This is a genomic window from Urinicoccus timonensis (assembly GCF_900232945.1).
GTDB lineage: Bacteria > Bacillota > Clostridia > Tissierellales > Peptoniphilaceae > Urinicoccus > Urinicoccus timonensis.
Genome location: NZ_OCTU01000002.1, coordinates 221,701 through 247,767, shown reverse-complemented (window position 1 = coordinate 247,767; position 26,067 = coordinate 221,701). Strand labels below are relative to the sequence as shown.

General features: G+C 47.2%; 23 protein-coding genes. 7 read left to right on the top strand and 16 right to left on the bottom strand.

The annotated features are described in order from the left end of the window. Position 1: 1 nt before the first annotated feature. The 10 genes from gatC to CS898_RS05215 all read right to left on the bottom strand — a co-directional run bounded on the left by gatC (position 2) and on the right by CS898_RS05215 (position 12,880). Positions 2-280 carry an Asp-tRNA(Asn)/Glu-tRNA(Gln) amidotransferase subunit GatC gene (gatC, locus tag CS898_RS05260; protein WP_009430642.1) on the bottom strand — a complete coding sequence of 93 codons (279 nt, stop codon included), beginning with the start codon at positions 278-280 and terminating at the stop codon, positions 2-4. Beyond that, entirely contained in the window at positions 277-2,247 is a 1,971-nt protein-coding gene (gene ligA / locus CS898_RS05255) for an NAD-dependent DNA ligase LigA (protein WP_099208364.1), read from the bottom strand. The genes gatC and ligA overlap by 4 nt, the downstream gene beginning before the upstream one ends. After that, positions 2,244-4,472 carry an ATP-dependent helicase gene (locus tag CS898_RS05250; protein ID WP_099208363.1) on the bottom strand — a complete coding sequence of 743 codons (2,229 nt, stop codon included), beginning with the start codon at positions 4,470-4,472 and terminating at the stop codon, positions 2,244-2,246. The genes ligA and CS898_RS05250 overlap by 4 nt, the downstream gene beginning before the upstream one ends. 1 nt (position 4,473) lies before the next feature. Next, positions 4,474-5,184, bottom strand: a complete 711-nt coding sequence (locus tag CS898_RS05245; RefSeq protein WP_099208362.1) for a tRNA threonylcarbamoyladenosine dehydratase — start codon at positions 5,182-5,184, stop codon at positions 4,474-4,476. Between the two features lie 165 nt (positions 5,185-5,349). Next, entirely contained in the window at positions 5,350-6,834 is a 1,485-nt protein-coding gene (locus CS898_RS05240) for an aldehyde dehydrogenase family protein (protein ID WP_099208384.1), read from the bottom strand. 121 nt (positions 6,835-6,955) lie between these two features. Further along, positions 6,956-7,750, bottom strand: a complete 795-nt coding sequence (locus CS898_RS05235; RefSeq protein WP_009431525.1) for a metal ABC transporter permease — start codon at positions 7,748-7,750, stop codon at positions 6,956-6,958. Further along, entirely contained in the window at positions 7,744-8,415 is a 672-nt protein-coding gene (locus tag CS898_RS05230) for a metal ABC transporter ATP-binding protein (protein WP_009431057.1), read from the bottom strand. Before CS898_RS05230 ends, CS898_RS05235 begins: the two co-directional genes overlap by 7 nt. Beyond that, on the bottom strand, positions 8,412-9,728 hold the full coding sequence (locus CS898_RS05225) for a metal ABC transporter solute-binding protein, Zn/Mn family (protein WP_099208361.1): 1,317 nt from the start codon (positions 9,726-9,728) through the stop codon (positions 8,412-8,414). The genes CS898_RS05230 and CS898_RS05225 overlap by 4 nt, the downstream gene beginning before the upstream one ends. Positions 9,729-9,824: 96 nt before the next feature. Beyond that, positions 9,825-10,487, bottom strand: a complete 663-nt coding sequence (locus CS898_RS05220; protein WP_099208360.1) for a ZinT/AdcA family metal-binding protein — start codon at positions 10,485-10,487, stop codon at positions 9,825-9,827. Between the two features lie 470 nt (positions 10,488-10,957). Further along, positions 10,958-12,880, bottom strand: coding sequence for an S-layer homology domain-containing protein (locus CS898_RS05215; RefSeq protein ID WP_099208359.1), 1,923 nt, complete (start codon positions 12,878-12,880; stop codon positions 10,958-10,960). 246 nt (positions 12,881-13,126) lie between these two features. Here CS898_RS05215 and ald point away from each other — a divergent pair, with 246 nt between their 5' ends. From ald to hemL, 7 genes are all read left to right on the top strand, one after another. Further along, the gene (gene ald, locus CS898_RS05210; protein WP_099208358.1) at positions 13,127-14,242 is read left to right on the top strand and encodes an alanine dehydrogenase; all 1,116 of its coding nucleotides are present in this window, start codon (positions 13,127-13,129) and stop codon (positions 14,240-14,242) included. A 227-nt stretch (positions 14,243-14,469) separates the two neighbouring features. Then, positions 14,470-15,699, top strand: coding sequence for a glutamyl-tRNA reductase (gene hemA / locus CS898_RS05205; RefSeq protein ID WP_099208357.1), 1,230 nt, complete (start codon positions 14,470-14,472; stop codon positions 15,697-15,699). After that, complete coding sequence (locus CS898_RS05200) at positions 15,696-16,364, top strand: precorrin-2 dehydrogenase/sirohydrochlorin ferrochelatase family protein (RefSeq protein ID WP_099208356.1); 669 nt, start codon at positions 15,696-15,698, stop codon at positions 16,362-16,364. Before hemA ends, CS898_RS05200 begins: the two co-directional genes overlap by 4 nt. Then, positions 16,291-17,181, top strand: a complete 891-nt coding sequence (hemC, locus tag CS898_RS05195) for a hydroxymethylbilane synthase (protein WP_099208355.1) — start codon at positions 16,291-16,293, stop codon at positions 17,179-17,181. The genes CS898_RS05200 and hemC overlap by 74 nt, the downstream gene beginning before the upstream one ends. Then, positions 17,174-18,658, top strand: coding sequence for a uroporphyrinogen-III C-methyltransferase (cobA, locus tag CS898_RS05190; RefSeq protein ID WP_099208354.1), 1,485 nt, complete (start codon positions 17,174-17,176; stop codon positions 18,656-18,658). Before hemC ends, cobA begins: the two co-directional genes overlap by 8 nt. After that, the gene (gene hemB / locus CS898_RS05185; RefSeq protein WP_234976025.1) at positions 18,639-19,607 is read left to right on the top strand and encodes a porphobilinogen synthase; all 969 of its coding nucleotides are present in this window, start codon (positions 18,639-18,641) and stop codon (positions 19,605-19,607) included. Before cobA ends, hemB begins: the two co-directional genes overlap by 20 nt. Next, positions 19,604-20,878, top strand: a complete 1,275-nt coding sequence (gene hemL, locus CS898_RS05180; protein WP_099208352.1) for a glutamate-1-semialdehyde 2,1-aminomutase — start codon at positions 19,604-19,606, stop codon at positions 20,876-20,878. The genes hemB and hemL overlap by 4 nt, the downstream gene beginning before the upstream one ends. Before the next feature lie 46 nt (positions 20,879-20,924). On the opposite strand, the gene CS898_RS05175 is transcribed toward hemL, so the two are convergent. The 6 genes from CS898_RS05175 to CS898_RS05150 are packed head-to-tail and all read right to left on the bottom strand — an operon-like array spanning position 20,925 to position 26,065. Next, positions 20,925-21,545 carry a V-type ATP synthase subunit D gene (locus CS898_RS05175; RefSeq protein WP_034440755.1) on the bottom strand — a complete coding sequence of 207 codons (621 nt, stop codon included), beginning with the start codon at positions 21,543-21,545 and terminating at the stop codon, positions 20,925-20,927. Further along, positions 21,538-22,926 (bottom strand): V-type ATP synthase subunit B, encoded by a 1,389-nt coding sequence (locus CS898_RS05170; RefSeq protein ID WP_009431086.1) that lies wholly within the window; start codon positions 22,924-22,926, stop codon positions 21,538-21,540. Before CS898_RS05170 ends, CS898_RS05175 begins: the two co-directional genes overlap by 8 nt. A gap of 4 nt (positions 22,927-22,930) precedes the next feature. Then, entirely contained in the window at positions 22,931-24,697 is a 1,767-nt protein-coding gene (locus CS898_RS05165; protein WP_099208351.1) for a V-type ATP synthase subunit A, read from the bottom strand. Then, entirely contained in the window at positions 24,694-25,320 is a 627-nt protein-coding gene (locus CS898_RS05160; protein WP_009430473.1) for a hypothetical protein, read from the bottom strand. The genes CS898_RS05165 and CS898_RS05160 overlap by 4 nt, the downstream gene beginning before the upstream one ends. Next, the gene (locus CS898_RS05155) at positions 25,317-25,640 is read right to left on the bottom strand and encodes a V-type ATP synthase subunit F (protein ID WP_099208350.1); all 324 of its coding nucleotides are present in this window, start codon (positions 25,638-25,640) and stop codon (positions 25,317-25,319) included. The genes CS898_RS05160 and CS898_RS05155 overlap by 4 nt, the downstream gene beginning before the upstream one ends. Continuing rightward, positions 25,640-26,065, bottom strand: a complete 426-nt coding sequence (locus CS898_RS05150; protein ID WP_009430784.1) for an ATP synthase subunit C — start codon at positions 26,063-26,065, stop codon at positions 25,640-25,642. Before CS898_RS05150 ends, CS898_RS05155 begins: the two co-directional genes overlap by 1 nt. Between the last annotated feature and the right edge of the window lie 2 nt (positions 26,066-26,067).

Genomic DNA, 26,067 nt, shown 5'->3' with positions numbered 1-26,067 from the left:
CCTAGTCTACATAACGGATAATGTCAAAGTATCCGTATTTTTCAGACTCGCTGTTTCGGGTTGCCTGGTCTTGGTTTAAGCCCTCCTTGACCTGGTCTTCCCTGAGGTGGGAACCCATTTCATTGACTTGGAAGGTCTCTGTATCTTCTGTGGCCACTTGGCGAATTTGGTCCACAAAGTCCATGGTCTCAGAAAAAGAATCGGCAAATTTTGCCAGTTCTTCCTCGCTAAAGTCCAACTTGGCAATGTTGGCAATATGTTTTATTTGATCTCTTTTCATTTTCCTACTCCTTTATTGAGCATTTCTTTATAGTCCTCTTCACTGATGATGGCCACTCCCAATTTTTGGGCTTGTTGGGCCTTGGATCCGGCCTTTTCTCCAGCCAAGACATAGTCGGTATTCTTGCTGACCGATGAGCTGGTCTTGCCTCCCAAGCTTCGAATTTCTTCTTCCACCTGGCTGCGTTTCCTGGACAGGGCCCCCGTTAAGACAAAGGTCTTGCCGGCAAAAATCTGTTCTTTTTGGCTGGCCTTAAAGTCTTGGACTTGGACACCGGAAGCCTTTAAGTGGTCCAGCTCCTTGATGATTTCCGGGTCATGGAAAAAGGTCACCAGTTCCCGGGCCGTTACAGGTCCCATATCGGGTACAGCCAGGATGTCTTCTTGGCTGGCCCTTCTTAGGGCTTCAAAGGACCCAAAGGCCTGGGCCAAGTCCTGGGCCCCCTTGGCTCCCACTTGACCAATGCCCAGGGCAAAGATAAAGTTGGCCAAATCGGGGGTTTTACTGGCTTCAATGGCCTCAATCAGTTGCTTGGACCTCTTATCTCCAAAGCCCTCCATGGACCGGAAGTCTTGGAAGTTTAAATCGTAAAGGTCCCCAATGGACTGGATATTTTTTTCTGTCATGAGTTTGGCCAGGGTCTTTTCTGACAGGCCTTCGATATTCATGGCTCCCCGGGAGCAAAAGTGCTTCATCTTGGCCAAGAGTTGGGGCTGGCAAGACAGGGAGTTGGGACAGAAGATGTGGACCCCTTCTTGGACGATTTCTGCATGGCAGTAGGGGCAGTGGCTGGGTTTTTGAATTTTCTCCTTGGGACCTTCCGAAGGCAGGACTCCCATGATTTCTGGAATCACGTCATTGCTCCGCCTTAGGAGGATTCGGGCTCCGATTTCCACTTTTTTTCTTAAAATATCGTCATAGTTGTTCAGGGTGGCCCGACGGATGGTGACCCCTTCAATATCCACTGGGTCGAATTCCGCCGTAGGAGTAACCTTGCCCGTCCGGCCCACATTCCAATGGACCTCTCTCAAGATGCTGGTAGCCTCCTTGGCGGCAAATTTATAGGCAATGGCCCAGCGGGGAAATTTGTTGGTAAAACCTAAAACTTCCCGGGCTCCCATGTCGTTGATCTTAACCACCACTCCGTCAATGAGAACATCTAGGTCCTTCCGGAAGCCTTCGACCTGGTTAATCCTTTCAAAAACCCCCTCCAGGGATTTTTCCAAGTGGATAAAGGGATGGACCTTCAAGCCTAGACTCCGGATTTCTTCCTTCATTTCCAGGTCTGTGGAAAATCCGGGTCCGGTCTTGTAGCCGATATTGTAAAAATAAGCTGTGAGCTTCCTTTCCTTGACCACATTGGGATCCAGGTTCCTCAGGGCTCCGGCAGCGGCATTTCTTGCATTTTTCAAAGGCTCTTGGGCTGTCTTGTTGTAGTCTTCCAAAGCCTTTAGGGGCATCAAGCCCTCCCCTTGAATCTCCAGGGTCTCCCGGTTGTCAATGGACAGGGGGATGGAGGGAATCCGGCGGATTTGTTCCAGGATTTCTTCCCCTACCTGGCCATTGCCCCGGGTGGCAGCATGGGTTAAAATCCCATCTTCATAGGTGACATTAATGGTCAGGCCGTCAAATTTTAATTCCACTACATAGCCTGGTTCTTTTTGGTAGCCGGCTTCTTCTAATAATTTTCTGTTCCGGCTCTCCCAGGCCTCCAAGGCCTCAAAGGTCTGGGCCTTGTCCAGGGAATAGAGCTGGCCCCGGTGGGTGTATTTTTGAAAGTCCTCCAGAATTTTGTCCCCTACCCTGAGGCTGGGGCTATCTGCCAGGACTCGTCCTGTTTCTTTTTCCTCTTGGACCAAGCGGTCGTAAAGACGGTCGTATTCTCCGTCACTGACCAGGGGCTGGTCCAGGGTGTAGTAGGCGTGGGACCACTTGTTCAGGGTCGCCACCATTTCTTCCATGGTCATGATTTCACCACCTCTATAGGGGCAAAGGAAAGCAGGAGCTTCTTCAGGCCCTTGCCTTCAAAAGAGATAACGACTTCCGTATCCTGGCCCTTGGCTTGGAGGGAAACCACCATGCCCTGGCCAAACTTCTTGTGGCGGACCTTGGATCCAATCCGGATGTCTTCCTTGGTCTTGGATTGGTAGGCCGGGTCCTTCTTGGGCCCTCTTTGGTAGCTGGCTCCCTCTCCCTTGTATTTGGAAACTTGGAGGTAGCTGGACCGACCAGAAGGAACTTCTTGGCTTTCCCTATAGGTATTGTAGGCTTGGACCCGGTTTAGGTCTTGGCCCATTTCATCGATAAAACGGCTGGGACGGTTGATGACGGTTTTTCCATACATGGTCCGGTTCCTGGCCGATGAGATGTAGAGTTCTTCCTTGGCCCGGGTAATGGCCACATAGCAAAGCCGTCTTTCTTCTTCCACATTGTCCTCGTCTTCTTCTAGGCTCATGGCTGAAGGGAAGACCCTCTCTTCCATCCCCACCAAAAAGACCAGGGGAAATTCCAGACCCTTGGCTGCATGGACCGTCATTAATTGGACACTGCCTTGGCTTTCGTCGGTCTTGTCCACGTCGGATAAGAGGGACAGGGAGGTTAAAAATTCCTCCAGACCATCTTCAGGATTTTCCTTTTCATAGCTTTGGCCGGCCGTCACTAATTCCTGGATATTGTCGATCCGGTTTCTGGACTCCAGGGTGTTTTCTTCCTTGAGACTTTCCAGGTACTGGCTTTCGTAAATGACCGCCTCCATGATTTCAGAAATGGTCAAGTTCTTGGCCTTTTCTTGGAGGAGGTGGACCAGCTGGACAAATTTTTCTATATTTTTCCTAGCCCGAATCTTGGTTTGGTCATCTTCAACCAGGTCCTCCATGACCTGGAAGATGGACTTATTTTCTTGGCTGGCCAGGCTCCTTAATTGGTCCAGGGTGGATTCTCCAATCCCCCTTTTGGGAACATTGATGACCCGGGTCAGGGACAGGTCGTCTTGAGGGTTGGCCAAAAGAGTCATATAGGCCAAAACGTCCTTGACCTCCTTGCGGTCATAGAACTTTAGGCCCCCTACCACCTTGTAGGGGATTCCCTCTTGGATTAAGTATTCTTCAAAGCCCCGAGATTGAGCATTGGTCCGGTAGAGGATGGCCATGTCTGAAAAAGAATGGCCCTTGTTGTGTCTTTGGATGATTTGGTTGACCACGTCCTTGTTTTCTTCTTGGGAGTGGTTGTATTCCCTGTATTCCACCAAGTGGCCCTCTTCCAGGTCCGTCCAAAGCTTCTTATCCCTTCTCTTGGGGTTGTTGGAAATCACCTTGTTGGCTATGGACAGGATATTTTTCGTGGACCGGTAGTTTTGTTCCAAGAGGATGACCTTGGCCTGGGGAAAGTCCTTTTCAAAGTTTAAAATATTGGAAATATCCGCCCCCCGCCAGGCGTAAATGGACTGGTCATTGTCCCCCACTACGGTTAGGTTGGGGTTGGGCTGGCAAAGCAGCTGGATAAGCTGGTATTGGGTGGCGTTGGTGTCCTGGTATTCGTCTACAAAGATGTAGTTAAAGTGAAATTGGTAGTAGGACCGAACCTCCTGGTCCTCCTTTAAAAGTTGGACCGTATAGAGGAGGATGTCGTCAAAGTCCATGGCATTATTTTCTCTTAATTTCTTTTGGTAGGCCTGGTAGATTTCAATGACCTTCTCATCATAAAAATTGCCACTGGCCCTAGGGTCTAGGTCCCGGACCATGATTCCTTGGTTCTTGTATTGGTTAATGGCTGCCAGGATGGACTTTTCCTTAAACAAGTCCTTGGCCAGGTTCATCTCCTTGACCGTTTCCTTGACGGCCCTCAATTGGTCCGACCGGTCATAGATGGAGAACTGGCTATCAAAACCCAGCCGGTCGTGGTAGCGTCTTAAGATCCGGACGCAGATGGAGTGGAAGGTCCCAATCCAAAGTCCTTGGACAGAAGAGTCCAAAAGGGCCTCCACCCGGTCCTTCATCTCCTTGGCTGCCTTATTGGTAAAAGTAAAGGCCAAAATTTCATAGGGGCTAACCCCCTTTTCTTGGATTAAATAGGCGATTTTTTGGGTTACGGTCTTGGTCTTTCCAGACCCAGCTCCCGCCAGGATCAAAAGGGGACCCTGGGTTTGTAAAACAGCTTCTTTTTGCTCTTTATTTAATGAATCAATTTGGCTCATCTTATCCTTCACTTTCATCTGTTTGCTTCAATTCTTCCATCCAATGGTTCAAGAGGATGCTGGCTAAAAAATATCCCGCCACTGGAGGTACAAAAGACAGGCTTCCCGGCTTGGACGTCTTGGGAAAATCCTCCGACCTTTGGGGGCTTTCCTGGGAAAAAACCACAGGAAAATCTTTAATCCCCGCCTCCTTGCACTTCCTACGCAGGACCCGGGCCAGGGGGTCTACCTGGGTCTTATAGAGGCTGGACACTTGGATCTTTTCGGGATGGCACTTGTTTCCCATCCCCATAGAGGACAGGAGAAAAAATCCCCTTTCCTGGGCAAAACCATAGAGGGCAATCTTGGCCCCAACATCGTCAATACAATCCACCACCCCATCATAGGAGTCTTTAAAAAGAGAAAAGTCCTCTTTTAACATCATGTCATGGACTTGGACCTGGGCCTGGGGGTTAATATCCAGGACCCTTTCCTTGGCCACCTGGACCTTAGACCTCCCTAGGGTTTTTTCCGTAGCCAAAATTTGCCGGTTGAGGTTGCTTGAATCAAAGACATCTCCATCCACCAGGGTAAAGTGACCCACACTTAACCGGGCCAGGGCTTCCAGGCAGGCTCCCCCCACTCCACCGAGGCCAAAAATTAAAACTTTTTTGTCTTTTAGGGCCTCTTGGGCTTTTTTCCCAATGACCATTTGGCTGCGAATTGTATCCATACTTCCTCCTGTCTATATCTTATTAATTATACCATAAGTCACCAGGCCTTGCCTTGGATTTTAGGATAAAATCTAGCAAAGATAGGGCCTTTTTTAAGACCCGCTCAGCCAGGAAATTACTTTTCCCAATAAAAAAAGACCAGCCTAAGACTGGTCCTTTTCTTCTTAATAGAGACCGGAGGGTTTTTCCGATGTGTTGATAAAGATGTTTTTCACTTGGGAATAAGCATCCAACATCATCTTGTGGTTTTCCCGTCCGATACCGGATTTCTTGTAGCCACCAAAGGGAGCTCCCGCCGGTAGTTGGTTGTAGGTGTTAACCCACATTCTTCCAGTTTCAACAGCCCGAGCTACCCGAAGGGCCCGGTTGATGTTCCGAGTCCAGACAGCGCCTCCAAGGCCATAGTCTGAATTATTGGCCATAGCTACAACTTCTTCTTCATCCTTAAAGGGAATCACGACAGCCACAGGTCCAAAAATTTCTTCCTGGGCCACAGTCATGTCATTTTTCACCTGGGTTATCAGGGTAGGCATGGTGAAGTAACCTTTTTCCAGGCCATTTTCACAAGATTTTTCGCCCCCAACAGCTACTTGGGCCCCTTCCTTCTTGGCCAGGTCTATATAGCCCAAGACCTTTTCTCTTTGGGACCGGTTGACTTGGGCCCCAATTTGGGTGTCTTCTTCCCAGGGAAGGCCCACCTTGATTTTGCTGAACTTTTCAACAGCCCTTTCGACAAATTCGTCGTAAATGCCCTCTTGGACAAAGACCCTGGATCCTGCACAACAAACTTGTCCTTGGTTGAATAAAATCCCCATAGCCAAGCCGTCAATGGCCAGGTCTAGGTCGCAGTCGTCAAAGAAGATGTTGGCAGACTTGCCTCCCAATTCCAGGGTTGCCGGAATTAGGTTCTTGGCCGCTGCATCAGCAATCTTATAGCCCACTTCTGTAGATCCAGTAAAGGCTAGCTTGGACAGGTTATCGTGGTCCAAGAGGTATTGGCCAGACTTGGATCCAGACCCGGTGACGATATTGATAACCCCCTTGGGCACAACATCCTTAATGAGCTTCATCAATTCCAAGAGAGACAAGGAAGTAGTGGAGGATGGCTTCATCACCACAGCATCTCCGGCAGCTAGGGCTGGAGACAGCTTCCAGGCAGCCATGAGGAAGGGGAAGTTCCAGGGAATAATTTGCCCCACAACCCCCAAGGGTTCCCGTAAGACAATGGACAGGGTGTTTTCGTCAATAGCATTGGCTGTTCCTTCTTCAGCTAAAATGGCCCCGGCAAAATAACGGAAGTGTTCCGAAGCCAAGGGAATGTCCACAGCCCTGGTTTCCCGGATGGGTTTCCCATTGTCCAAGCTTTCCACCATGGCCAGGTGGTCGCGATTTTCGTCAATAATATCGGCAATCTTATTTAAAATGGCCGCCCGCTCATAGCTTGTGGTCTTCTTATATTCTTTGAAGCCCTCCCAGGCTGCTTCAACAGCCTTGTCTACATCGGCCTGGCTAGCCTGGGCAATATGGGCTAAAAGCTCCCCATCAGCTGGGCAATAGCTAGCAAGGGTTTCGCCATTTTCTGCTTCCACAAATTCTCCTCCAATGAAGAGTTTATATTCTTTATCTAGTTTAATATCTGGCTTAGACATGATTTCTACCTCTTTCAAAAGTATTTGATTCAAAGGAATCTTATCTTTCATTTACCCTCAAGGGAAACTTTCAAAACACTTTTTGATAGGAAATATCATTGCCTTACTTTTTTAAGTTGGCCTAGGCCTTGCGAACTTTTCGATAGAGGACAAAAACCAGCATCCCCAAGACAGCATTGACTACAATGGCTCCACCGGGTTTGATGTCCAGGTAAAAGGAGAGGATAATCCCCACCATCATATAGATGACCCCCAGGCCAATGGTCAAAAGATAGGCTGACTTATAGGACCGGGCCACAATTAAAGAAGTGGCTACAGGTAGAACAACCAGGGAGGTCACCATCAGGGCCCCTACAATCTTTACGGCCAAAGCAATGGTAATGGCCGATAAGAAGGTAAAGACAGCATTCATGGCCTTGACCTTGACCCCGGACATCCGGGCCAGGTTGGGGTCAATGGAGATGGCCAAAAGACCCGAATAGGCCGCTATGGATGCACACAAGATGGCCACAAAGACCAGGCTGATATTGACGACATCCATGCTAGTTACCGAGGATATAGACCCAAAGAGGTAGGATTCAAAAGAATTCCCTCCAGGGGCAAAGTCGGACAAGATGGCTGCAATCCCCAGGCCTGTAGACATGATCACGGCCGTAGCCATATCCCCATATTGGGGAAACTTCTTCCGGATCACTTCAATTAAAAAGGCCGCAATAACACAGACGATGGCTGATCCCACCAGGGGGTCGAAGCCCAAAATCAAGCCCATTCCAACTCCGGCCAGGGCTGTATGGGATAGAGCATCCCCAATCATGGAGGTCTTTCGGTTAACCATAACCACCCCAATCATGGGAATCATAATAGACAAGAGCAGGCCCGCCAAAAGAGCCTTGCGCATAAAGGCAAATTCTAACATTGGACCAACCTCCCTTCTTCAATACTGTAACGGCGAGCAATTTCCAAGCAGGATTCCACTTCCTTTAATTCATGGGTAACCATGATGATAGTAATGCCCAGGTCCTGGTTCAAATGGGCAATGGTTTGGAAAAATTTTTCCTTATTAACCTTGTCCACTCCAGCTGTAGGTTCGTCTAGGATTAAAAGCTCTGGTTCCTTGATCATGGCCCGACAAATCATGGCTCTTTGTTGGAGGCCTCCAGATAATTCGTTCACTGGGGTTTTTTTGTAGTCTCCCAGTCCCATGTCTTCTAAAATCTTCTCCGCTTTGGCATAGTGTTTCTTTCTGGGAATTTTAACCAGGCCAAAGTCCTCATAGAGGTTTAGAGCCACCAGCTCTAAACAGGTTATGGGAAAGGCAATCTTATTGACAATATTAATTTGGGGGACATAGCCAATCTTTTTAAAAGATCGGTAGTCTTGGATTCTCTTGCCCAAGACTTGGATTTCTCCCTTTTGGGCCTTGAGTTCCCCCAGCATGAGCTTTAAGAGGGTGGATTTCCCACTTCCGTTGCCCCCTAGGATCAAGGTCATTTCCCCAGTCTCCACCTGGAGTTGACAGTCTCTTAAAACATCTTCTTGCCCATAGGCAAAGGTTAAGTCTTTTATTTCAACAGCCTTCACTGGCCACCTCCTTTTTCTAGAGATTCATATAGGTTTTGAATGTTCATTTCCATCAGGTCCAAATAGCCCTGCTTGTTCTTCTTTTGGTCCGCCGTGACAAACTCCATAGAAGCCAAGGGCGCCACCTTGCCGCCAATTTCTTCGGCCAGAGCCTGGGCCTCCTTGGGAGGCTTGCCATATTCATAGAAGACCGTGTCAATCTTCCGGTCTCGGGCAAAGTCTACAGCCTTTCGGATAGTCTTTAAAGATGGCGATTCCAAACTGGTTAGACCTTGGAGGGGGTATTGGATCAAGTTAAAGTCCCGGGCCATATAGGCATAGGCATAGTGGACCACTAAAAATTCCCGCCTGTCTAGGGCCTTGAATTTTTCATTATATTGGGCATCCAGGTCCGTCAACTTGTCCACGCACTTGAGCTTGTTTTTCTTATAGAGCCGGGCATTTTCTGGATACTTTTCAATAAGCTTATCCTGGATGGCATTAAAATACTTTTTCCCATTGACTACAGACAACCAGGAATGGGGGTCATAGGTAATCTTGTCCAGGCCTGAAGAAGACCCTTCCAACAAGTCTTTTTGCTTCCCCTTGTCCTTTAAAAGCTCTCCATCAGAATCTTGGAGGTAGTAAGGCAAGAGGTCTTCTGAAATCCGGTCACTGATAAAAACCCACTTCCCCTCCTGGGGCACCTTGTAGTAGATTTGTCCAGACTCATGGCCCATTTCAAGACCGTAAACCTTGCCCTCTTCCACCTCAATGGTAGAATTTTGGGGCACCAATTTCCCCTTGGCCTCCATATATTTTTTCCCTTTTTTAACCAGGTCTTCAATTTTTGACCCATCCTGTTTGAAAAAACAAACCCGCATAACATTTTCATGGGTATGGCCAAATTCAATTTCATGCTTCTGCTTATCCAGGTCCAATTCAGTCATGTATTGAAAGTCCCCAACAGCAGCTGCTCCCTTGTAGGAAATCAAGTCCACACTGTCGGACAATTTTAAAATGTCCAGCTTGGGCAAGTTTTCCTTGACCTGGTCCAACCAAGGTTCCATATTGGCCCCATTGACCACCAAGAGGTCCGCCTTAGCCAATTTTTTCATGTCCTTGGGAGAGGGCTCCCAAAGGTGGGGTTCCTTGTCCACTGGCATAAAAGATTCCACATCCACTGTATCTCCAGCAATCATCTTGGTCATGTCTTGGATGGGGAAAAAGGACGTATAAACCAGGGGTTTATTGCTTTTTTTCTCTCCTCCCCCACAAGCCGTCAGATAGGCCAGGGCCAAAAGGACCACAAGATATCTTCCTTTTTTTCGCAAAAGATCCTCCTTTCTTGACACAAGAAAGGACAGGTTGCCCTGTCCCACTTGTTTTCATCTTTATTTCTTATTCTATTGAAGGTATTTTAGAATTCTTTATTCTGCAATTTCTCCAATAATTTGATCATTGGTTGAAGATGGTTTGACAAAAGTTGGGAACCAACCTTCTTTGGCCAATAATTCATCCTTGTCATTACCATAGCGCATGTGGAAGTGGGTTAGAGCTTCTTCACCATGGACAGGCATCATGAGTAAATACTTGTAAGGAGCATCTCCTTCTGCTTCAAAAATATCCCATTCCAAAGTAGCATTTCCATGGGGAACTTCTTTTGACTCAACAAACTTGTAAGTTCCTTCCCCTTTTGCTTGTCCCTTGTCTTCAGGGAAAGTAGATAGGTAGGTGATCTTGTCTCCTTCAATCTTTAAACCGTCAAAGTCACATTGTCTCTTGGCAAGGTAGTCTGCTTTTGCCTTGGCAACATCCACATTTTCCTTTTTAGCCAATTCTTCGTAGGCAGGTTGGACTTCAGGGCGTTCCAAGTAGCCACCCATGTTATTCCATTCCCCTTCCCAATCAGCCAAGGATACCTTGTCGTCTTGGACTTCCGCTCCGGCTTCTTCCTTATTATTTTCAGCATTGACAGCCGCATTGTTTGCTGGGGCAGCATTGTTTCCTGCATTGTCTTTTTGCCCACAGGCAAATAAGAACATGGAACAGGATAAAACCCCCACAAGTAAAAGTAATTTTGTTTTTTTCATTTCTTCCTCCTATTTCTGACCCCGGCGGATCCTGGTCCAACCCTGGAAAACTATGAAGAGGAGTTGCCTTTTATGTAAAGCAATCTCAAGCTACAAATCTTGTAGCCCTTAGGGCTCTTTCCAGGCCGCCGCCGAGGCAATATTTTTTACACATCTATCTTAACATCGGATTTAAATGATGTCAATAATCATTTTTATTATCGTTAATTAATCATATGTGCTCTTTTTCATATTATTTGCTCTTTTTTCTTATTTTTTAATAATGCCTATTTTCCAATGCTTTTCTTTGTTTTGAAGATTTTATTTTCTTTTTATCCTTGTAATATTTTAAAATTTATTTGCAAGGTATTCTTATTTAAAATTCTTTTTTACTTTCTCCCCTTACTTTCTATAAAAAGTTTTTTACTTTTTTTCAAATAAAAAAGAACCGGACCTAGATCCGATTCTTTTTATTTGAATTGTTTATACTTTTATTTTAATTCACGAGCTTGTTGGGAATACCAATCTCTACGGGATGTGTCTTCAGGTCTATATTTGATGGTCTTTCCAACTGGATTTCCACTAGCATCGACAAAGGTTTCAATTTCATAAACTTGGCCGCGAATTAAATCCCATGCGCTTTTTTCCAATTGGAAGGTCATGGTTTCCCTATAGACATAGTTTCTGTCCAGACGTTCTGCCTCATAACGAACCAAACCATTCCTATCTGACTCTGCACTTAGAATCCGCACTCTGCCTCTAAAGAAGTTACTAACCCCTGTAATTTCAGTTATTTCATCCACGTAACCTTCTTTTACATTGATTAGGACATATTTATTCCTTAAGTTTGCTAGGTCTGTCAGGCTCAGACTGGATGAAACAAAGCTATTGTCTTTGTTTAGTTTTACTGTGTCTTTAATGCGGTATTCAGTCCTTTGTCCATCACTGGTGTCTAGGAAAAGACTAGATCCATTTCTAGATGCCGAATAGGTGATGTCATAAACCCTTCCCATGTGTTGGCCACTTTGACCCATGGAAACCTTGTTAATAAGCTTGTAGTAGACATTGTAACGAACCCTGTCTCCCACTCTTGGTAGGCTGAAGTAAGTGTCGGTTACATAATAGGTTTCTTTTTCCCCATTGTTGAGCTTCAAGGTAATTTCCTTCTTGGCAGAGGTTGTCTTGGAATCCTCTACCTTTTCAACAATCCCTTCAAGGTAGCCGTTAGGAGAATAAATCTTGACTTCTTTTAATTCTCCATTGATGGATTTTAATTCTACAATGTCGTTGACTTGGACCTTATTTAAGTCGTAGTTTAAGCCGTAAGAAGTTACTTTTACATTTCTCGGTAGGGTAAAGTCTTTCCGTCCTTGGGACACTAATTGTCCGTTAATCAAGTCAAAGGTGTTTTGATTTTCTGTATAGTCCAGGGTAATCTTGTCTCGGTCCAAACGGATAAAGCGTCCATAGATAGAGCTTTCTGTCTTCTTTAATTCTACCTTGCTGGCCAGGCGACCAGTTTGTTGGAGGTTGGTGTCGACTTCTTTATAGGTGACCTTGACTTCTTGACCTTCTTTCAGGTCTTCTGCCTTGGCAGTCTTTCCATTTAGACTAAAGCTGGTGGATTCATTGTAGTTAACAGCTAATTTTTCATTGCCTTTTTCTACAACAAATTGCTTGTTGCCAATACCAGAGCTTACCAGGGTGACCTTTCCTTCGAAGGTCTTTTCTTGGCTTGCTTTTTCATTGTACTTGTAGGCATCGTGGGTGATCCGGGCCATTTCATCCCGGCGAATGCCACGTTTTCCTTCAAACTTACCATTGGCTCCATAGGCATCAAAGACTCCTGCATCCACTAGGGCGGACAGGTATTCTTTCACATCTTGGTTGATGGAAGCCAAGTCGGATTGTTTCAAGTTGGAAATGTCTGATTTTTTCTTTAATTGTAGGGCGCGAGCATAGTAAACGGCTACGCTGGACCGGTCTGGAATGGCTGTTGGATTGTAGGATACCATGCCGTTTTTCTTGGCTTGGTTTAGGGTTTCTACATCCAATACTCCCCGGTAAAGGGCCACGCAAATGGATTGTTGGGCCCAGGATGGTACGTTCATTTGACGGACCACTTCCCCGTATTGGGCCTTGGCATTGTTGGTTTCTGTAGAAGAAAGATTGATAACTCCTTCAATTAACCGCATGACTTCTAGGAATTGAACTTCTCTTGCAGGTTTGTAGGTGTGGTCAGAATAACCAGCAATTACTCCCCGGCTACTCATGGCATCAATGTAAGAATAGGCCCAGTGGTTGGCTGGAACATCTTTAAATTGAGCCGCTTGGATAAAGGTTGCCGGTGCTAAAACAGCAGCGGACAAGGCTAAAGCTAAGCTTCTCTTAACAAATTTTCGATTTTTGTTCATAAATATTTCCCCTCCTTAAAGGTTCTTTCGATATGTCTATTATACCATAGGATTTTTTGAGAAATATTACATTTTTATATCATTGTCTAAGGAAAGGCCTTGATTTACAGATAATTTTCCCTAAATTGACCCTCCGGGCCTGGAAGTTTTTCCCTGGGCTCCCTGCTAATTTACAAGGGCCCTAAAAAATGATAAAATAAACCTATTCGTTTTAGTTATTTATTAGAAAAAAAGGAGAGTGAGTCTATGATTATTGGTGTACCCAAGGAAATTAAAGAACAAGAAAGTCGTGTGGCCTGTACTCCAGCGGCTGTTTACCAATTGGTGCAAGCTGGACATACTGTCTATGTAGAAAAGGGGGCCGGGGTTGAATCTGGTTTTACCGACGATACCTATGAAGACGCTGGAGCCCAAATCCTGGACCAAGCCAAGGATGTTTGGGAAAAATCCGACTTTATTTACAAGGTCAAGGAACCCTTGGCTTCTGAATATAAATATTTCCGTGAAGGGCTGATTCTCTACACCTACCTCCACTTGGCTGCCAACCCTGAATTAACCAAGGCCTTGGTAGAAAACAAGGTTACAGCTGTTGCCTTTGAAACTGTGGAAGAAGACCACAAACTTCCCCTCTTAAAACCCATGAGTGAAGTAGCTGGCCGGATGGCTGTCCAAGAAGGAGCCCACTTCTTAACCAAACCCAATGGCGGCAAGGGCATCGTCCTCCAAGGGGTTCCTGGTGTCCAACCAGCCCATGTTGTTGTCGTTGGTGGTGGTACTGTAGGAACAGCTGCCACCCGGATTGCCGTAGGTATGGGGGCCCGGGTTACTGTTTTGGATGTCAACATTGAACGCCTGGGAGAACTTTTCAACATCTTTGGCGACAAGATTGAAACCCTCTTCTCCAACCCCTACAATATTGAAAAGTGTGTAAAACACGCTGACATGGTTATCTCCACCATCTTGATTCCCGGTCGTAAGGCTCCCAAGCTCATTACCGAAGACATGGTCAAAGAAATGGAAGCAGGATCTGTCATTGTGGATGTGGCCATTGACCAAGGGGGGTCTACTGAATTAACTGAAAACCACCCCACCACCCACCACGACCCTGTTTTCGTCAAACACGATGTCATCCACTATGCCGTAGCCAATATCCCCGGTGCCGTGGCCGTGACTTCCACCGCTGCCCTTTCCAACTCCACCACCAAGTATGCTTTGCTTCTGGCCAAGAAGGGTTGGAAGGAAGCCATCAGGGAATCTGAAGGTCTCAGAAATGGTCTGAACACCGTAGCCGGCTATGTTACCAACAAGGGAATTGCCGACGACCTTGGCTTGGACTATAAAAATGTAGACGACCTAGTTTAAATCTTAAAGCACCCTCCGGGGTGCTTTTTTTATGGAAAATTTTTCCTTTTCTTTTTAAAAATTCTCCCCTCTCCTCCTGTCAGCTCAGGCTTTTTCCCATTTCCGCCCCTTAAAAATATAAATCTAAATCATTTTCATTTGATTCCCTCCATGCCTTTAATTCTCCCCCTGTTTGATATATAATAAAAAAGAATAAACTAGGCAAAAATTGAAGGAGAGTTTATAGTATGAAATTTTGTGTCGTTGGTATTAACCACCATGTTGCCCCCATTGAAATCCGGGAAAAAGTCCACTTTAAGGAAACAGACATTATCGAGGTTACGGACTCCCTACTCGACGAGTCCATCCTGGAATTGGTCATCCTATCTACCTGCAACCGGTCAGAAATTTACTTTTTGTCCAACCAGCCAGACCAGGATGTCCAAAGGGTAGCCGACTACTTAAGAGACTACTTTCAACTGGATTTAAAGGACAAGGACCTCATTGTCAAGATAGGAGACCAGGCCCTCCACCACTTGTTTTATGTGGCCATTGGCCTGGACTCCATGATCATTGGCGAGGACCAAATCCTAGGTCAAGTCGTCGACGCCCATACCACGGCCATGGACCTAAACAGTTCCCAAAAAATCCTAAACAAGATCTTCCGGGAGGCCATTACCTTTGCCAAGAGGGTCAAGACCGAATCCACTGTCTCCGACCGGCCCGTGTCCATTGCCTATATCGGGGTCAAGAAGATGGAGGAACTTTTCGACCTCTCCCTATCCCGCTGTATGATCATCGGCCTGGGAGAAATGGGATCTCTGGCCCTGGGCTACCTCATTGAACGGGGAGCCGAGGTGGTGGCTTGCAACCGGACCTATGAAAACTCCATTAAGATGCAGCAAAAATACCATGAATTGGAAATCCTCCCCTTTGAGGACCGTCTCAAGGGCCTGGTAGATGTGGACATTCTTATTACAGCCACCTCCAGCCCCCACACCATTATCAATTCCCGGGACCTCTTGCGGCGGACCAAGCCCCTGGCCATTATGGACCTGTCCCTGCCCCGGGATGTGGACCCAGCTGTGGCTCAATTGGAGGATGTCACCTTGTATGACATTGACTCCCTCCAAGAAATTGGCCAACACAACCTGGAGGAAAACAAACGAATCCTGGATGGCTACAAGCCAGAAATCGACCAGGTCATCCAAGAGCTCAAGCATTGGATTTCCGAGACCAAGGTGGACCCCATTATGAAGTCTTTAAACCAACGCTGTGATGAAATTGCCGATGATACCCTTCGCTATATCTTCCGTAAAACAGACCTGACCCACAATGAGCAGCTCAAGGTGGAAAAAATTGTCCGATCTTCCTTGAAAAAGGTGGTCCGGGAGCCCCTCTTGTCTGTCCGGCAGATGGATGAAAGCGACCGAAAAGAAATTACCATATCCGTATTAAAGGAGGTTTTTGGAGCATGAAATACTACCCCATTTCCATTGATTCCACTGATAAAAAAGTCTTGGTCCTGGGAGGGGGCCAAGTTGCCAGCCGTAAGATCAAGTCCCTCTTAAGGGGAGAATTCGAAATCTATGTCCTAGCCGAAGATTTTTCCCAAGACCTGGTAGACCTGGTGAGACTCTACCCCCACCGGCTCCACCTAAAGGGCCAATACCTAAAAGAGGACTTTGTCTTTATGGGCTACGACCTCTTGGTTATTGCCACCAGTGACCCGGACTTAAACCAGGCCATGGAAGACTATGCCAAGACCAAAAAAATCCTCTATGTCCGCTGTGACAAGAGGGGGGATTCTTCCTTTATTATGGAAAAGATTGTCCAAAGAGGCCCCATCCATGGAACCATTTCATCCGATGGCCTCAGCCCCACCCTGACCAAGCTCATTGGCCAAGAAGTCCAAGACTTCCTGGAAGGCTATGACCTGGAAAAGTTGGACCTTTTAACCCAGGTCCGGAACCAGTTAAAAGACTTAGATCCCCAGGACCGGAGCCAAATTATAAAAGACCTGTATAAAAAAGATAAAGACGCTGTGAAAAAATATTTGGAGGAAAAGAATGAAGATCAGATTAGGGACCCGGAAGAGCAACCTAGCAGTGGTTCAGACCCAGCTAGTAGCCAAGATGCTTAAGGACCACTACCCCGATTTAACCATAGAAATTGTCAAAATCTCCACCAAGGGAGATGAAATTTTACACAAGGCCATCAAGGATGTAGGCAGCAAGGGGGTCTTTGTCAAGGAAATTGAACAAGCCCTCCTCGACGGAAAAATTGACCTGGCCATCCACTCCATGAAGGACATGCCCGGGGAAGTCACCCCCGGACTTTGTTTTGTGGACCCTCCTAAGGGGGAGGACCCCCGGGACGTTTTAATTACCAAGGACAACAAGCCTCTGAAAAAAGACGGTGCCTATAAAATCGGCACCGGGAGCCTCCGTCGGGCCCTGCAATTAAAAAAACTCTACCCCAACTGCCAAACCGTTCCCATCCGGGGAAATATTGAAACCCGCATGGGGAAAATCCAAAGCGAAAATTTAGACGGAGTGGTCCTAGCCTATGCCGGCCTGATCCGGGCAGGCTACCAGGACCGGGTCCAACACATCTTTTCAGAAGATGACTTGATTCCCGCCCCCTGCCAGGGGATCCTGGCCCTGCAAGTCCGGGAAGACGACAGGGAAATCCAAGACCTCTTGAAACCCCTGGCCCATGAAAAAACCACCCTCCGTTACCAAATTCAAAGGGCCTTCCAAAAGACCCTCAACGGGGGTTGCCAAAGCCCCATGGGAATCTCCAGCCGGATTGACGACCAAAGGGTCTACCTAAGGGCCTGCTTTGGCAATGAAGACGGCAGCGTCTTTTGCCAAAAAGACCTGGAAGGCCCCCTGGAAGACGGAGTCCAACTGGCCCAAGACTTGGCCCAAGCCCTAAAGGAGGAAGTCTATGACTAAAGGAAAAGTATATATTACAGGCGCCGGCATCGGCCCCAGCGACCTCATTACCCAAAGGGCCCTTAAGGTCTTGGAAGACTGCGACGTCGTCATCTATGACCGGCTTTTAAATCCCGACCTCATTGCCCCCTACCTGGATAAAAAAGAAGTCTACTATGCCGGCAAGGCCGCCAACAACCACTACCTGACCCAGGACCAAACCAATGCCCTGATGGTGGAAAAGGCTCTGGAGGGGAAAAAAGTCCTCCGGCTCAAGGGAGGCGACCCCTATGTCTTTGGTCGTGGTGGCGAAGAAGCCCTTTACTGCAAGGACCACGGTATCGAATTTGAAGTCATTCCCGGTGTCACATCAGGGATTGTCTCCCTTATGTATGCAGGAATTCCTGCCACCCACCGGGGCAAGTCTACCTCTGTTTCCTTTATTACCGGCCATCGGGAAAAGGGCGACCCAGGAGACTTCCACTCCTATGCAAAATTAGAAGGCACCCTGGTCTTTTACATGGGCCTCAACAACCTCCCCTTGATTACAGGGGAACTTTTAGAAGCCGGCATGAACCCCAAGAGACCCTGTGCCGTCATCATGCACGGAGGCTATCCCGACCAAAAGGTCTTGACCTCCACTGTGGAAAATATCTGCCAGGACATCCAAGGCAAGGGCTTCGGCTCTCCCAGCCTCATTGTCATTGGCGAGGTGGTGGATCTGAGAAAGGACCTGAACTTCTACGAATCCCGCCCCCTCTTTGGCAAGCGGATTGTCATTACTCGGGCTAGGAGCCAAGCCTCCAGCCTGGCCAAGGCCCTAAGAGACCTGGGAGCCCAAGTCATTGAAGCCCCCTGTATCCAATTAGAGGCGGTCCACAAGAAGACCCTGGAAAAACGGATCCTGGCCCAAGACTTTACCCATGTCATCTTCCACTCCGTCAATGCCCTGGAAATCTTTATGGATAGCTATTTGTCCGTAAGAGACTTAAGAGACCTGGCCCCAGTCAAGCTCTGTGTCATTGGCGAAAAAACAGAAAAAGCCCTGAGGTCCTATGGTCTCAAGGCAGACCTTGTGCCCAAGGACTATGTGGGAGAAGCCCTGGTCCAAGCCTTAAGGGAAGACCCCAGCCCGGACAAAAAACTTTTTATTCCTCATTCCAACAAGTCCCGGCCGGAACTCATGGACCAATACAGGGACCTGGGCCAAGTGGACGACCTGGTCATCTACCGAAACATCAAGCCTGAAAAAATGGAAGACCTTTCAGGCCCCATCGACTATGTTTTATTTACCTCTTCCTCCACCGTGGACAACTTTGTTGACCACTATGGAAAAGAAAGTTTGAAAGATACAAAAATTGTCAGCATTGGACCCATTACCAGCCAGGCCATCCAGGCCCATGGCTTGGAAATTGCAGGATGCTCTGAAAAAGCCACCATCCCGTCCATGGTCCAATGGATAAAGGAGGATGCAGACCATGCGCATGCGAAGAATTAGAAACAACCCCTTGATGAGAAGGATGGTGGAAGAAACCAGCCTTTCTCCCAAGGACTTTATCTACCCCCTCTTCCTAGTTGAAGGAGAGGGCATCAAGAAAGAAATCCCCTCCCTACCGGGAGTCTACCACTTTTCCCTGGACCAACTAAACCAGGAAATCAAAGAAATTGAAGACCTGGGCATCTCCGGGGTCATCCTCTTTGGCATTCCCAACCACAAGGACGCCCACGGGTCTCAAGCCTATGCTGAAGATGGCATCATCCAAAGAGGGGTCCGAAAGATCAAGTCCCTCCACCCCAACCTTTTAGTCGTAACCGACGTCTGTATGTGTGAATACACCGACCATGGCCACTGTGGCATCCTGGATGAAGATGGCCAAGTCATCAACGACACCACCACCAAGTACATTGCAAAAATTGCCCTGTCCCATGCCCAAGCTGGAGCCGATATTGTGGCTCCCTCCGACATGATGGACTTTAGGGTCCGGGAAATTCGCCAGCTTTTAGATATGAATGGCTACGAAAACACCCCCATCATGGCCTACAGTGCAAAATTTGCCTCTAGCTACTATGGCCCCTTCCGGCAAGCAGCCGATTCTGCCCCCTCCTTTGGGGACCGCAAGTCCTACCAAATGGACTTCCACAATGGCCAAGAAGCCTTGAGAGAAGTGGCCCTGGACCTGGAGGAAGATGCCGACTTTATCATCATCAAACCCGCCCTGGCCTACCTGGACATCGTCAAGGAAGTCAAGGAAAACTTCAACACCATCCTGGTGGTTTACAATGTCAGTGGAGAATATTCCATGTTGAAAAATGCCATTGCCCAAGGCCTGGTGGATGAATCCATTATCTACGAAAGCATGATTGCCATGAAACGGGCCGGAGCCCAAATCATCATCAGCTACCATGCCAAGGAAGTGGCAAAAAAATTAAAGGAGGCCGACCTATGACCCTTTTTGACCGTGCCAAACAAGTCATTCCTGGAGGAGTCAACTCCCCGGTCCGGGCCTTTGGCTCTGTCCATATGGACCCCATCTTCTTTAACAAGGCCAAAGGCTGCCATCTCTATTCTACTGATGGCAAGGAATACATCGACTACATCTGCTCCTGGGGGCCCATGATCCTGGGCCATGGTCGGGAGGACCTGGTAAAAAAAGCCCAAGGCTACCTGGAAGAGGTCCTAACCCTGGGCCTACCTTCTGAAGTAGAAGTTACCATGGCCGAGACCTTTACCCGGGCCACCAAAACCGACATGGTCCGGATGGTCAACTCCGGCACCGAAGCCACCATGTCCGCCATCCGTCTAGCCCGGGGCTACACCGGTCGCAACAAGATTATCAAGTTCGAGGGCTGCTACCATGGCCATTCTGACGGCCTCTTGGTCAAGAGTGGGTCCGGAACCCTGACCTACTATGCCCCAACCTCTTTGGGAGTTCCCCAAGGCACCATCCAAGACACCATCGTCTGTCGCTACAACGACCTGGCCGATGTCCGGGAAAAATTTGACCAATTCAAGGACCAAATTGCCTGTATTATCATCGAACCCATTGCCGGCAACATGGGGGTTGTGGTTCCTGACAAGGAATTTTTACAAGGCCTGAGAAAACTTTGCGACGACAACAAGGCCCTCTTGATCTTTGACGAAGTCATTACCGGTTTTCGGACCCGTTACGGGTCTGTTGGCGACTACTTTGACGTCAAGGCCGACCTCTATACCTATGGAAAAATCATCGGTGGTGGCCTTCCAGTAGGAGCCTTTGCTGGGTCCAAAGAAATTATGGAAAAACTCTCTCCCCTGGGAGGGGTCTACCAGGCAGGAACCCTGTCCGGCAACCCCCTGGCCATGAAAATCGGCCTGGACACCTTAAAAGTCCTGGAAGCCCATCCAGAAATTTACGAAAAATTAGACCGCTTTGCCTATGAATTAGACCAAGGCTTTAGCAAAAACCTCACTGACCTAGGCATTCCTGGCAAGGTCACCCGTTTCCACTCCATGCTGAGCCTCTTCTTTGGAGAATTTGACCAAATCAAGTCCTTTGACGACGTCCAAAAGGCCGACACTGAACTCTATGCCAAGTACTTTCAAGGCATGGTCAAGGAAGGCTTTATCATGGCTCCTGCCCAATTTGAAGCCATCTTCCTTAGCGACGCCCATACAGAAGACATCATTGAAAAAACCATCCAAGCCAACCGTCGGGTCTTGGAAGACATTTGTAAATAAGAGCCAAAGAAAAAGAACCCTTAAGCCGTCAAGCTTAAGGGTTCTTTTATTTATCTTCTCTTTTTTTCTTTACTTTTTTCAAACGAAAGAAGTCTTCTCTTTCTTTTTCTGCCAAGACGTCTTCAATCATCTTGATATTTTCCGTAAATTTGGGAATTTGGATCTTGTCCAAGGCATTGGCCCTTTTGGCCGTCTGCTTAATTTCTTGGGCAATCCGAAAGACGCTGGTTTCAATTTCTGCCAGCTGGTAGATATAGTAGAGAAGTTGGTTAAAATCCAAGGAAGCCTGGTCAAAGGCGGCTGTGGATTGGTGGAAGGAATACTCCGTCTTTAGGGGACGTTTCTTGTAGTTGATCTTGGGCACTTCCACCCCCATAACGGACCTGGATTGGAGGTCAAAGCCCGGTTCCAGGGCCATAGATTGGGAGAGGCCTTCTACATTTTCAGACCCCATGACAATGGTGGCGTCAATCAAGGACCCATAGGATTGTTCAATCATCTTATGGATTTCTCCTTGGAGGTCCTTGGCCACCCCATTTAACCGCATCATTTCTTGGATCAAAACGGTTCTTTTCTTATCTAAAAGTTCATATCCCTTTTGGGCAAAGGCCACTTGGTCTTTTAGGTTCAAGAGGTTGGCCTTGGTGGGAATTACACGATTACTCATCTTTTTTCCTCAAGAATTCTTCTTTTAATTCAGGAGAAATCCGGTCCAGGCTGGTTTCCGGTAAGAGTCTTAAGAGTTCCCAACCCAAGTCCAGGGTTGTTTCAATATCTCGGTTGCTTTCGCTGCCTTGGTTGATAAACTTGTCTTCAAAGGCTTGGCCAAACTTCAAGATCATTTGGTCTTCTTGGGACAAGTCGTCGGCTCCAATAATTTGCGCCAAGGCCCGCACTTCTTGCACCCTGGAATAAGAAGCAAACAATTGGGAGGACAGGCTGTCGTGGTCCTTTCTGGTATAGCCTTCCCCGATGCCGTCCTTCATAAGCCGGGACAGGGAGGGTAGGACCTGGATGGGTGGATAAAGACCCTGCCCTGCCAAGTCTCGAGAAAGTACAATTTGCCCCTCAGTAATATAACCAGTTAAGTCGGCAATGGGGTGGGTGATGTCATCATTTGGCATGGTCAAGATGGGAATCAAGGTTACCGATCCATCAATGCCTTGGATCATCCCGGCCCGTTCATAGAGCATGGCCAAGTCAGAATAGAGATGGCCCGGGTAGCCCTTTCTTGAGGGTACTTCTTCCCGAGAAGAGGACACTTCCCGTAAGGCTTCGGCATAGGATGTGATGTCGGTCATGATAACCAAGACGTGTTTCTTTTCTTCATAGGCCAAGTATTCTGCCGCTGTCAGGGCACACTTAGGCACAATCAACCGTTCCATAATGGGGTCATCGGCATAGTTGATATACATAACGACCTTTTCAGAAACCCCAGAATTTTTAAAGGCATTTTGGAAGTAGTCGGCTTCATCGTGCTTAACCCCAATGGCTGCAAAGACAATGGCAAAGGAGTCTTCTCCTGCATCTCCGGTGATCTTTGCTTGCCGGACAATTTGGGCTGCCAGTTCATTATGGGGCAGGCCAGACCCGGAAAAGATAGGGAGCTTTTGTCCCCGAATCAGGGTCATTAGGGCGTCAATGGAGGAAATCCCTGTTTGGATAAAGTTCCGAGGGTATTGGCGAGAAACCGGATTCATGGGCCGTCCATTGACATTTAAAAATTTATCAGAATAGATGGGGCCCCCTTCATCAATGGGCTCTCCAATTCCGTTGAAAACCCGGCCGAGAATTTCCTTGGATACAGGAATCTCAAAGGGCTTTTCCAAAAAAGTTACACTTCGGTTCCTGGTAGAAGCCCCCAGGTTGTCTCCAAATACTTGAAGGACACAGGAATCTCCATCAATTTTTGTCACTTGACCCACTTGTTTTTTCCCCGTGTCTAGGGATTTTATTTCAACAATTTCCCCAAAGCCTACGTGGTGCAAACGGTCAAGTTCAATCATGGAACCTTCCACATGTTTTAAACGCACATATTCTTTTTTCAATGTCTCATCCCCTATTATCTTTTATCAAATCTTCGTAAAAATTGTCAATTTCATTGTTCAAATGGACAAAGGCTTCTTCATCGTCATTTTCAATGTTGTACTTCATGTTGATAATTTTTCCAAAGAGGTCTTCATTCTTAATTTGACGGATGGGAATTCTTTGGCTCAAGGCCTTTTTCCCAGCTTCGTACAAGTGGTCAATGGTTTTTAACATATTGTATTGCTTTTCCAAGGGCACAAAGGTGTCGATTTTGTTAAAGGCATTTTGTTGTAAAAAGCCCACCTTTAAAACCCGGGCAATGGCCAAAAGTAACCTTTGGTCATCTGGTAAAACTTCTTCCCCAACCAAGAGGACAATTTCGTTTAACTTGGCTTCTTGGTGGAGGATATCCATGCACTTGTTCCTTAAGCCCACCAAGTCCCCGTCCAAGGCCAATTCATAGTAGTTTTTCAAATCGCTAATGTATTGGGAATAGGAGGTCATCCATTGGATGGCAGGATAGTGTCTTGCATAGGCCAGGTTCTTGTCCAGGGCCAAAAAGACATTGACAAAGCGCTTGGTGTTTTCTGTAACGGGTTCGGAAAAGTCTCCACCAGCAGGGGATACGGCCCCAATCAGGGTAACAGACCCGTCCTTGCCAGAAAAAGTTTCTGCCGACCCGGCCCGTTCATAAAAGCCCGCTACCCGAGAGGGTAGGTAGGCTGGATAGCCTTCTTCTGCTGGCATTTCTTCCAAACGACCGGAAATTTCCCTTAAGGCTTCCGCCCAACGAGAGGTAGAATCCGCCATCAGGGCCACGTCATATCCTTGGTCCCGGAAGTATTCTGCCATGGTAACCCCTGTGTAGATAGAGGCTTCCCGGGCAGCTACCGGCATGTTGGATGTGTTGGCAATTAAGATGGTCCGGTTCATAAGAGATTGCTTGGTATAGGGGTCCACCAGGTTTGGGAAGTCTTCCAAAACCTCGGTCATTTCGTTGCCCCGTTCCCCACAACCAATATAGATAATCAAGTCGGCGTCACAATATTTTGCAATTTGATGTTGGGTCATGGTCTTACCCGTTCCGAAACCACCAGGAACGGCACAAGTTCCCCCCTTGGCAATGGGGAAAAAGGTATCCAAAACCCTTTGCCCTGTCAAGAGGATTTCCCGGGTGGCCTTCCTGTGTTTCACAGGACGGGGAACCCGGACCGGCCATTCTTGGGCCATCTTCACTTCATGGACCTTGTCGTTTTCGTCCTTGATCCTTAAGAGGACCTCTTCTATATTGTAGGACCCCTCTTCCACCATTTCTTCAATGGTCCCAGAAACCCCCATGGGAATCAAGAGCCGGTGGGTCATGGAATCCGTTTCAGGAACTGTCCCGAAGATTTCTCCTTCTTGGACAAAGTCTCCCTTTTTCACCGTAAAGGTCACAGGCCAGAGCTTTTCTTGGTCTAGAGAAATCAAGCCAATTCCTTCTGGCATGAAGTTGCCGTGCTTGTCTTGGATGTTCTTTAAGGGACGTTGGATCCCGTCAAAGATATTAGACACCATGCCAGGGCCCAACTTGACACTCAAGGGTGCCCCAGTGGATTGAATTTCTTCGTCCCTCTTGAGGCCTTCTGTTTCTTCATAGACCTGGATGGTTCCCAGGTCCCCTTCTATGGAAATGACTTCGCCGATTAACTTCTTTTCCCCGACAACCACCATTTCCCTTACTTGGAAATCCTTCATACCAGTTGCTTTGACAACAGGACCGTCCACAATTTTTACATATGCTGTTTTCAATCCATACCACCTTCAACTTTCAACTGATCATGCAGCATCTTTCCTAATTCATAATTCAAACTATCAATTTTCGCTTGAAAGCTGGCATTGATAAAGAAGCTTTCTTCCTTGTCCGATACCATAAAGCCCCCCAGGGCCTTTTTTTCCAAGGGAAGAAAGTCCAAGTGGATTCCTTCTTCCTCGGCAATCTTGTTAAAGACAGCTTCCAAACGGTCTCGGTCTTGGTCTATGAGGTAGACCCTAATCCTTTCCTCATTGACATCGGCCAAAACCCCCTTGAAGATATCCCCTTCCCTTTGGACATAGGCATCACTTGCCCGAAAGTCTCTTAACTTGTCCTTCAGGCTGGCGATAAAGTCTTGGAAGAGGGCCTGTTCTTTTTTTAAGACCTCAATCCGGGTTTCTTCCTTGGTGTTCATGACTTGGTCATAACCCTGTTCCTTGGCCAATTGGATCCTTCTGGCAATTAAATCCTCTTCCTTTTGGTCCATTTCCCGGGTCTTGTCTGCCAAGGCTTGATCTAGCCGGGCTTTTTCCGCCTCTATTTTTTCCTTGGACTCTTTTTCTTTTTTTAAATACACCATCTCATTAAAGATGGCGATTTTCTTTTCAAGATAAATCATTCCTTTGCATCATCCTTCATTCCAATACCGATGGATTCTTGAATGTACTTTAAGATAAAATCTTGGTCCATCTGACCGTCAATCTCCGGAATTGTGACAATTAGAGGAGATGCCCTGTGCATCTTCACATCAATGACTTCCTCCTCCAGGGCATAAAAACCCTTGGTAGTTAAGACAATTAAGCCCACCTTGTCATTGGCCAGGGCCCGGTGGAATTCGTCCCTTAAGGACTCCTCGTCTCCACACAAGACCCCTTCAATTCCTGCCATTCGCAAACCAGTTAAAATATCTCGATTATCCGTTAAGGCCAAAGAGCGCATTATAGGGATCCTAAAATCATAATAGAAATAATCAGACCGTAAATGGCAATCCCTTCAGCAAGTCCCAGGTAAATCATGGACTTACCAAGAATGTCTGGATCTTCACTGACAGCCCCAATGGCTGCAGAACCTACATTAGATACCGCAACACCAGCACCCAGGGCAGCAAGACCAGTGGATAAACCAGCAGCCAAATAACCCAGGCCTTGACCACTAGCAGAAGCACTTTCACTAGCAGCTTGGGTGATTTCTGGTACCAGGGTCACAAGACCGAAGATGAAAACTGGTACAAAGATAAATAAGTTTAACTTAATCACTGAACGAACAAACTTCTTGGACTTTTCTGTCCTGTTATAGGCAAGAAAACCTGCCCCGGCAAAAAGCGCAACAACTGTCAAAGATAAAAACAAAATAATTTTCCCCATTT

Excerpts from the sequence above, each read along its gene's own strand:
- gatC (WP_009430642.1), bottom strand. The coding sequence starts at position 280 with ATGAAAAGAGATCAAATAAAACATATTGCCAACATTGCCAAGTTGGAC.
- ligA (WP_099208364.1), bottom strand. The coding sequence starts at position 2,247 with ATGACCATGGAAGAAATGGTGGCGACCCTGAACAAGTGGTCCCACGCC.
- CS898_RS05250 (WP_099208363.1), bottom strand. The coding sequence starts at position 4,472 with ATGAGCCAAATTGATTCATTAAATAAAGAGCAAAAAGAAGCTGTTTTA.
- CS898_RS05245 (WP_099208362.1), bottom strand. The coding sequence starts at position 5,184 with ATGGATACAATTCGCAGCCAAATGGTCATTGGGAAAAAAGCCCAAGAG.
- CS898_RS05240 (WP_099208384.1), bottom strand. The coding sequence starts at position 6,834 with ATGTCTAAGCCAGATATTAAACTAGATAAAGAATATAAACTCTTCATT.
- CS898_RS05235 (WP_009431525.1), bottom strand. The coding sequence starts at position 7,750 with ATGTTAGAATTTGCCTTTATGCGCAAGGCTCTTTTGGCGGGCCTGCTC.
- CS898_RS05220 (WP_099208360.1), bottom strand. The coding sequence starts at position 10,487 with ATGAAAAAAACAAAATTACTTTTACTTGTGGGGGTTTTATCCTGTTCC.
- CS898_RS05215 (WP_099208359.1), bottom strand. The coding sequence starts at position 12,880 with ATGAACAAAAATCGAAAATTTGTTAAGAGAAGCTTAGCTTTAGCCTTG.
- ald (WP_099208358.1), top strand. The coding sequence starts at position 13,127 with ATGATTATTGGTGTACCCAAGGAAATTAAAGAACAAGAAAGTCGTGTG.
- hemA (WP_099208357.1), top strand. The coding sequence starts at position 14,470 with ATGAAATTTTGTGTCGTTGGTATTAACCACCATGTTGCCCCCATTGAA.
- CS898_RS05200 (WP_099208356.1), top strand. The coding sequence starts at position 15,696 with ATGAAATACTACCCCATTTCCATTGATTCCACTGATAAAAAAGTCTTG.
- hemC (WP_099208355.1), top strand. The coding sequence starts at position 16,291 with ATGAAGATCAGATTAGGGACCCGGAAGAGCAACCTAGCAGTGGTTCAG.
- cobA (WP_099208354.1), top strand. The coding sequence starts at position 17,174 with ATGACTAAAGGAAAAGTATATATTACAGGCGCCGGCATCGGCCCCAGC.
- hemB (WP_234976025.1), top strand. The coding sequence starts at position 18,639 with ATGCGCATGCGAAGAATTAGAAACAACCCCTTGATGAGAAGGATGGTG.
- hemL (WP_099208352.1), top strand. The coding sequence starts at position 19,604 with ATGACCCTTTTTGACCGTGCCAAACAAGTCATTCCTGGAGGAGTCAAC.
- CS898_RS05175 (WP_034440755.1), bottom strand. The coding sequence starts at position 21,545 with ATGAGTAATCGTGTAATTCCCACCAAGGCCAACCTCTTGAACCTAAAA.
- CS898_RS05160 (WP_009430473.1), bottom strand. The coding sequence starts at position 25,320 with ATGATTTATCTTGAAAAGAAAATCGCCATCTTTAATGAGATGGTGTAT.
- CS898_RS05155 (WP_099208350.1), bottom strand. The coding sequence starts at position 25,640 with ATGCGCTCTTTGGCCTTAACGGATAATCGAGATATTTTAACTGGTTTG.
- CS898_RS05150 (WP_009430784.1), bottom strand. The coding sequence starts at position 26,065 with ATGGGGAAAATTATTTTGTTTTTATCTTTGACAGTTGTTGCGCTTTTT.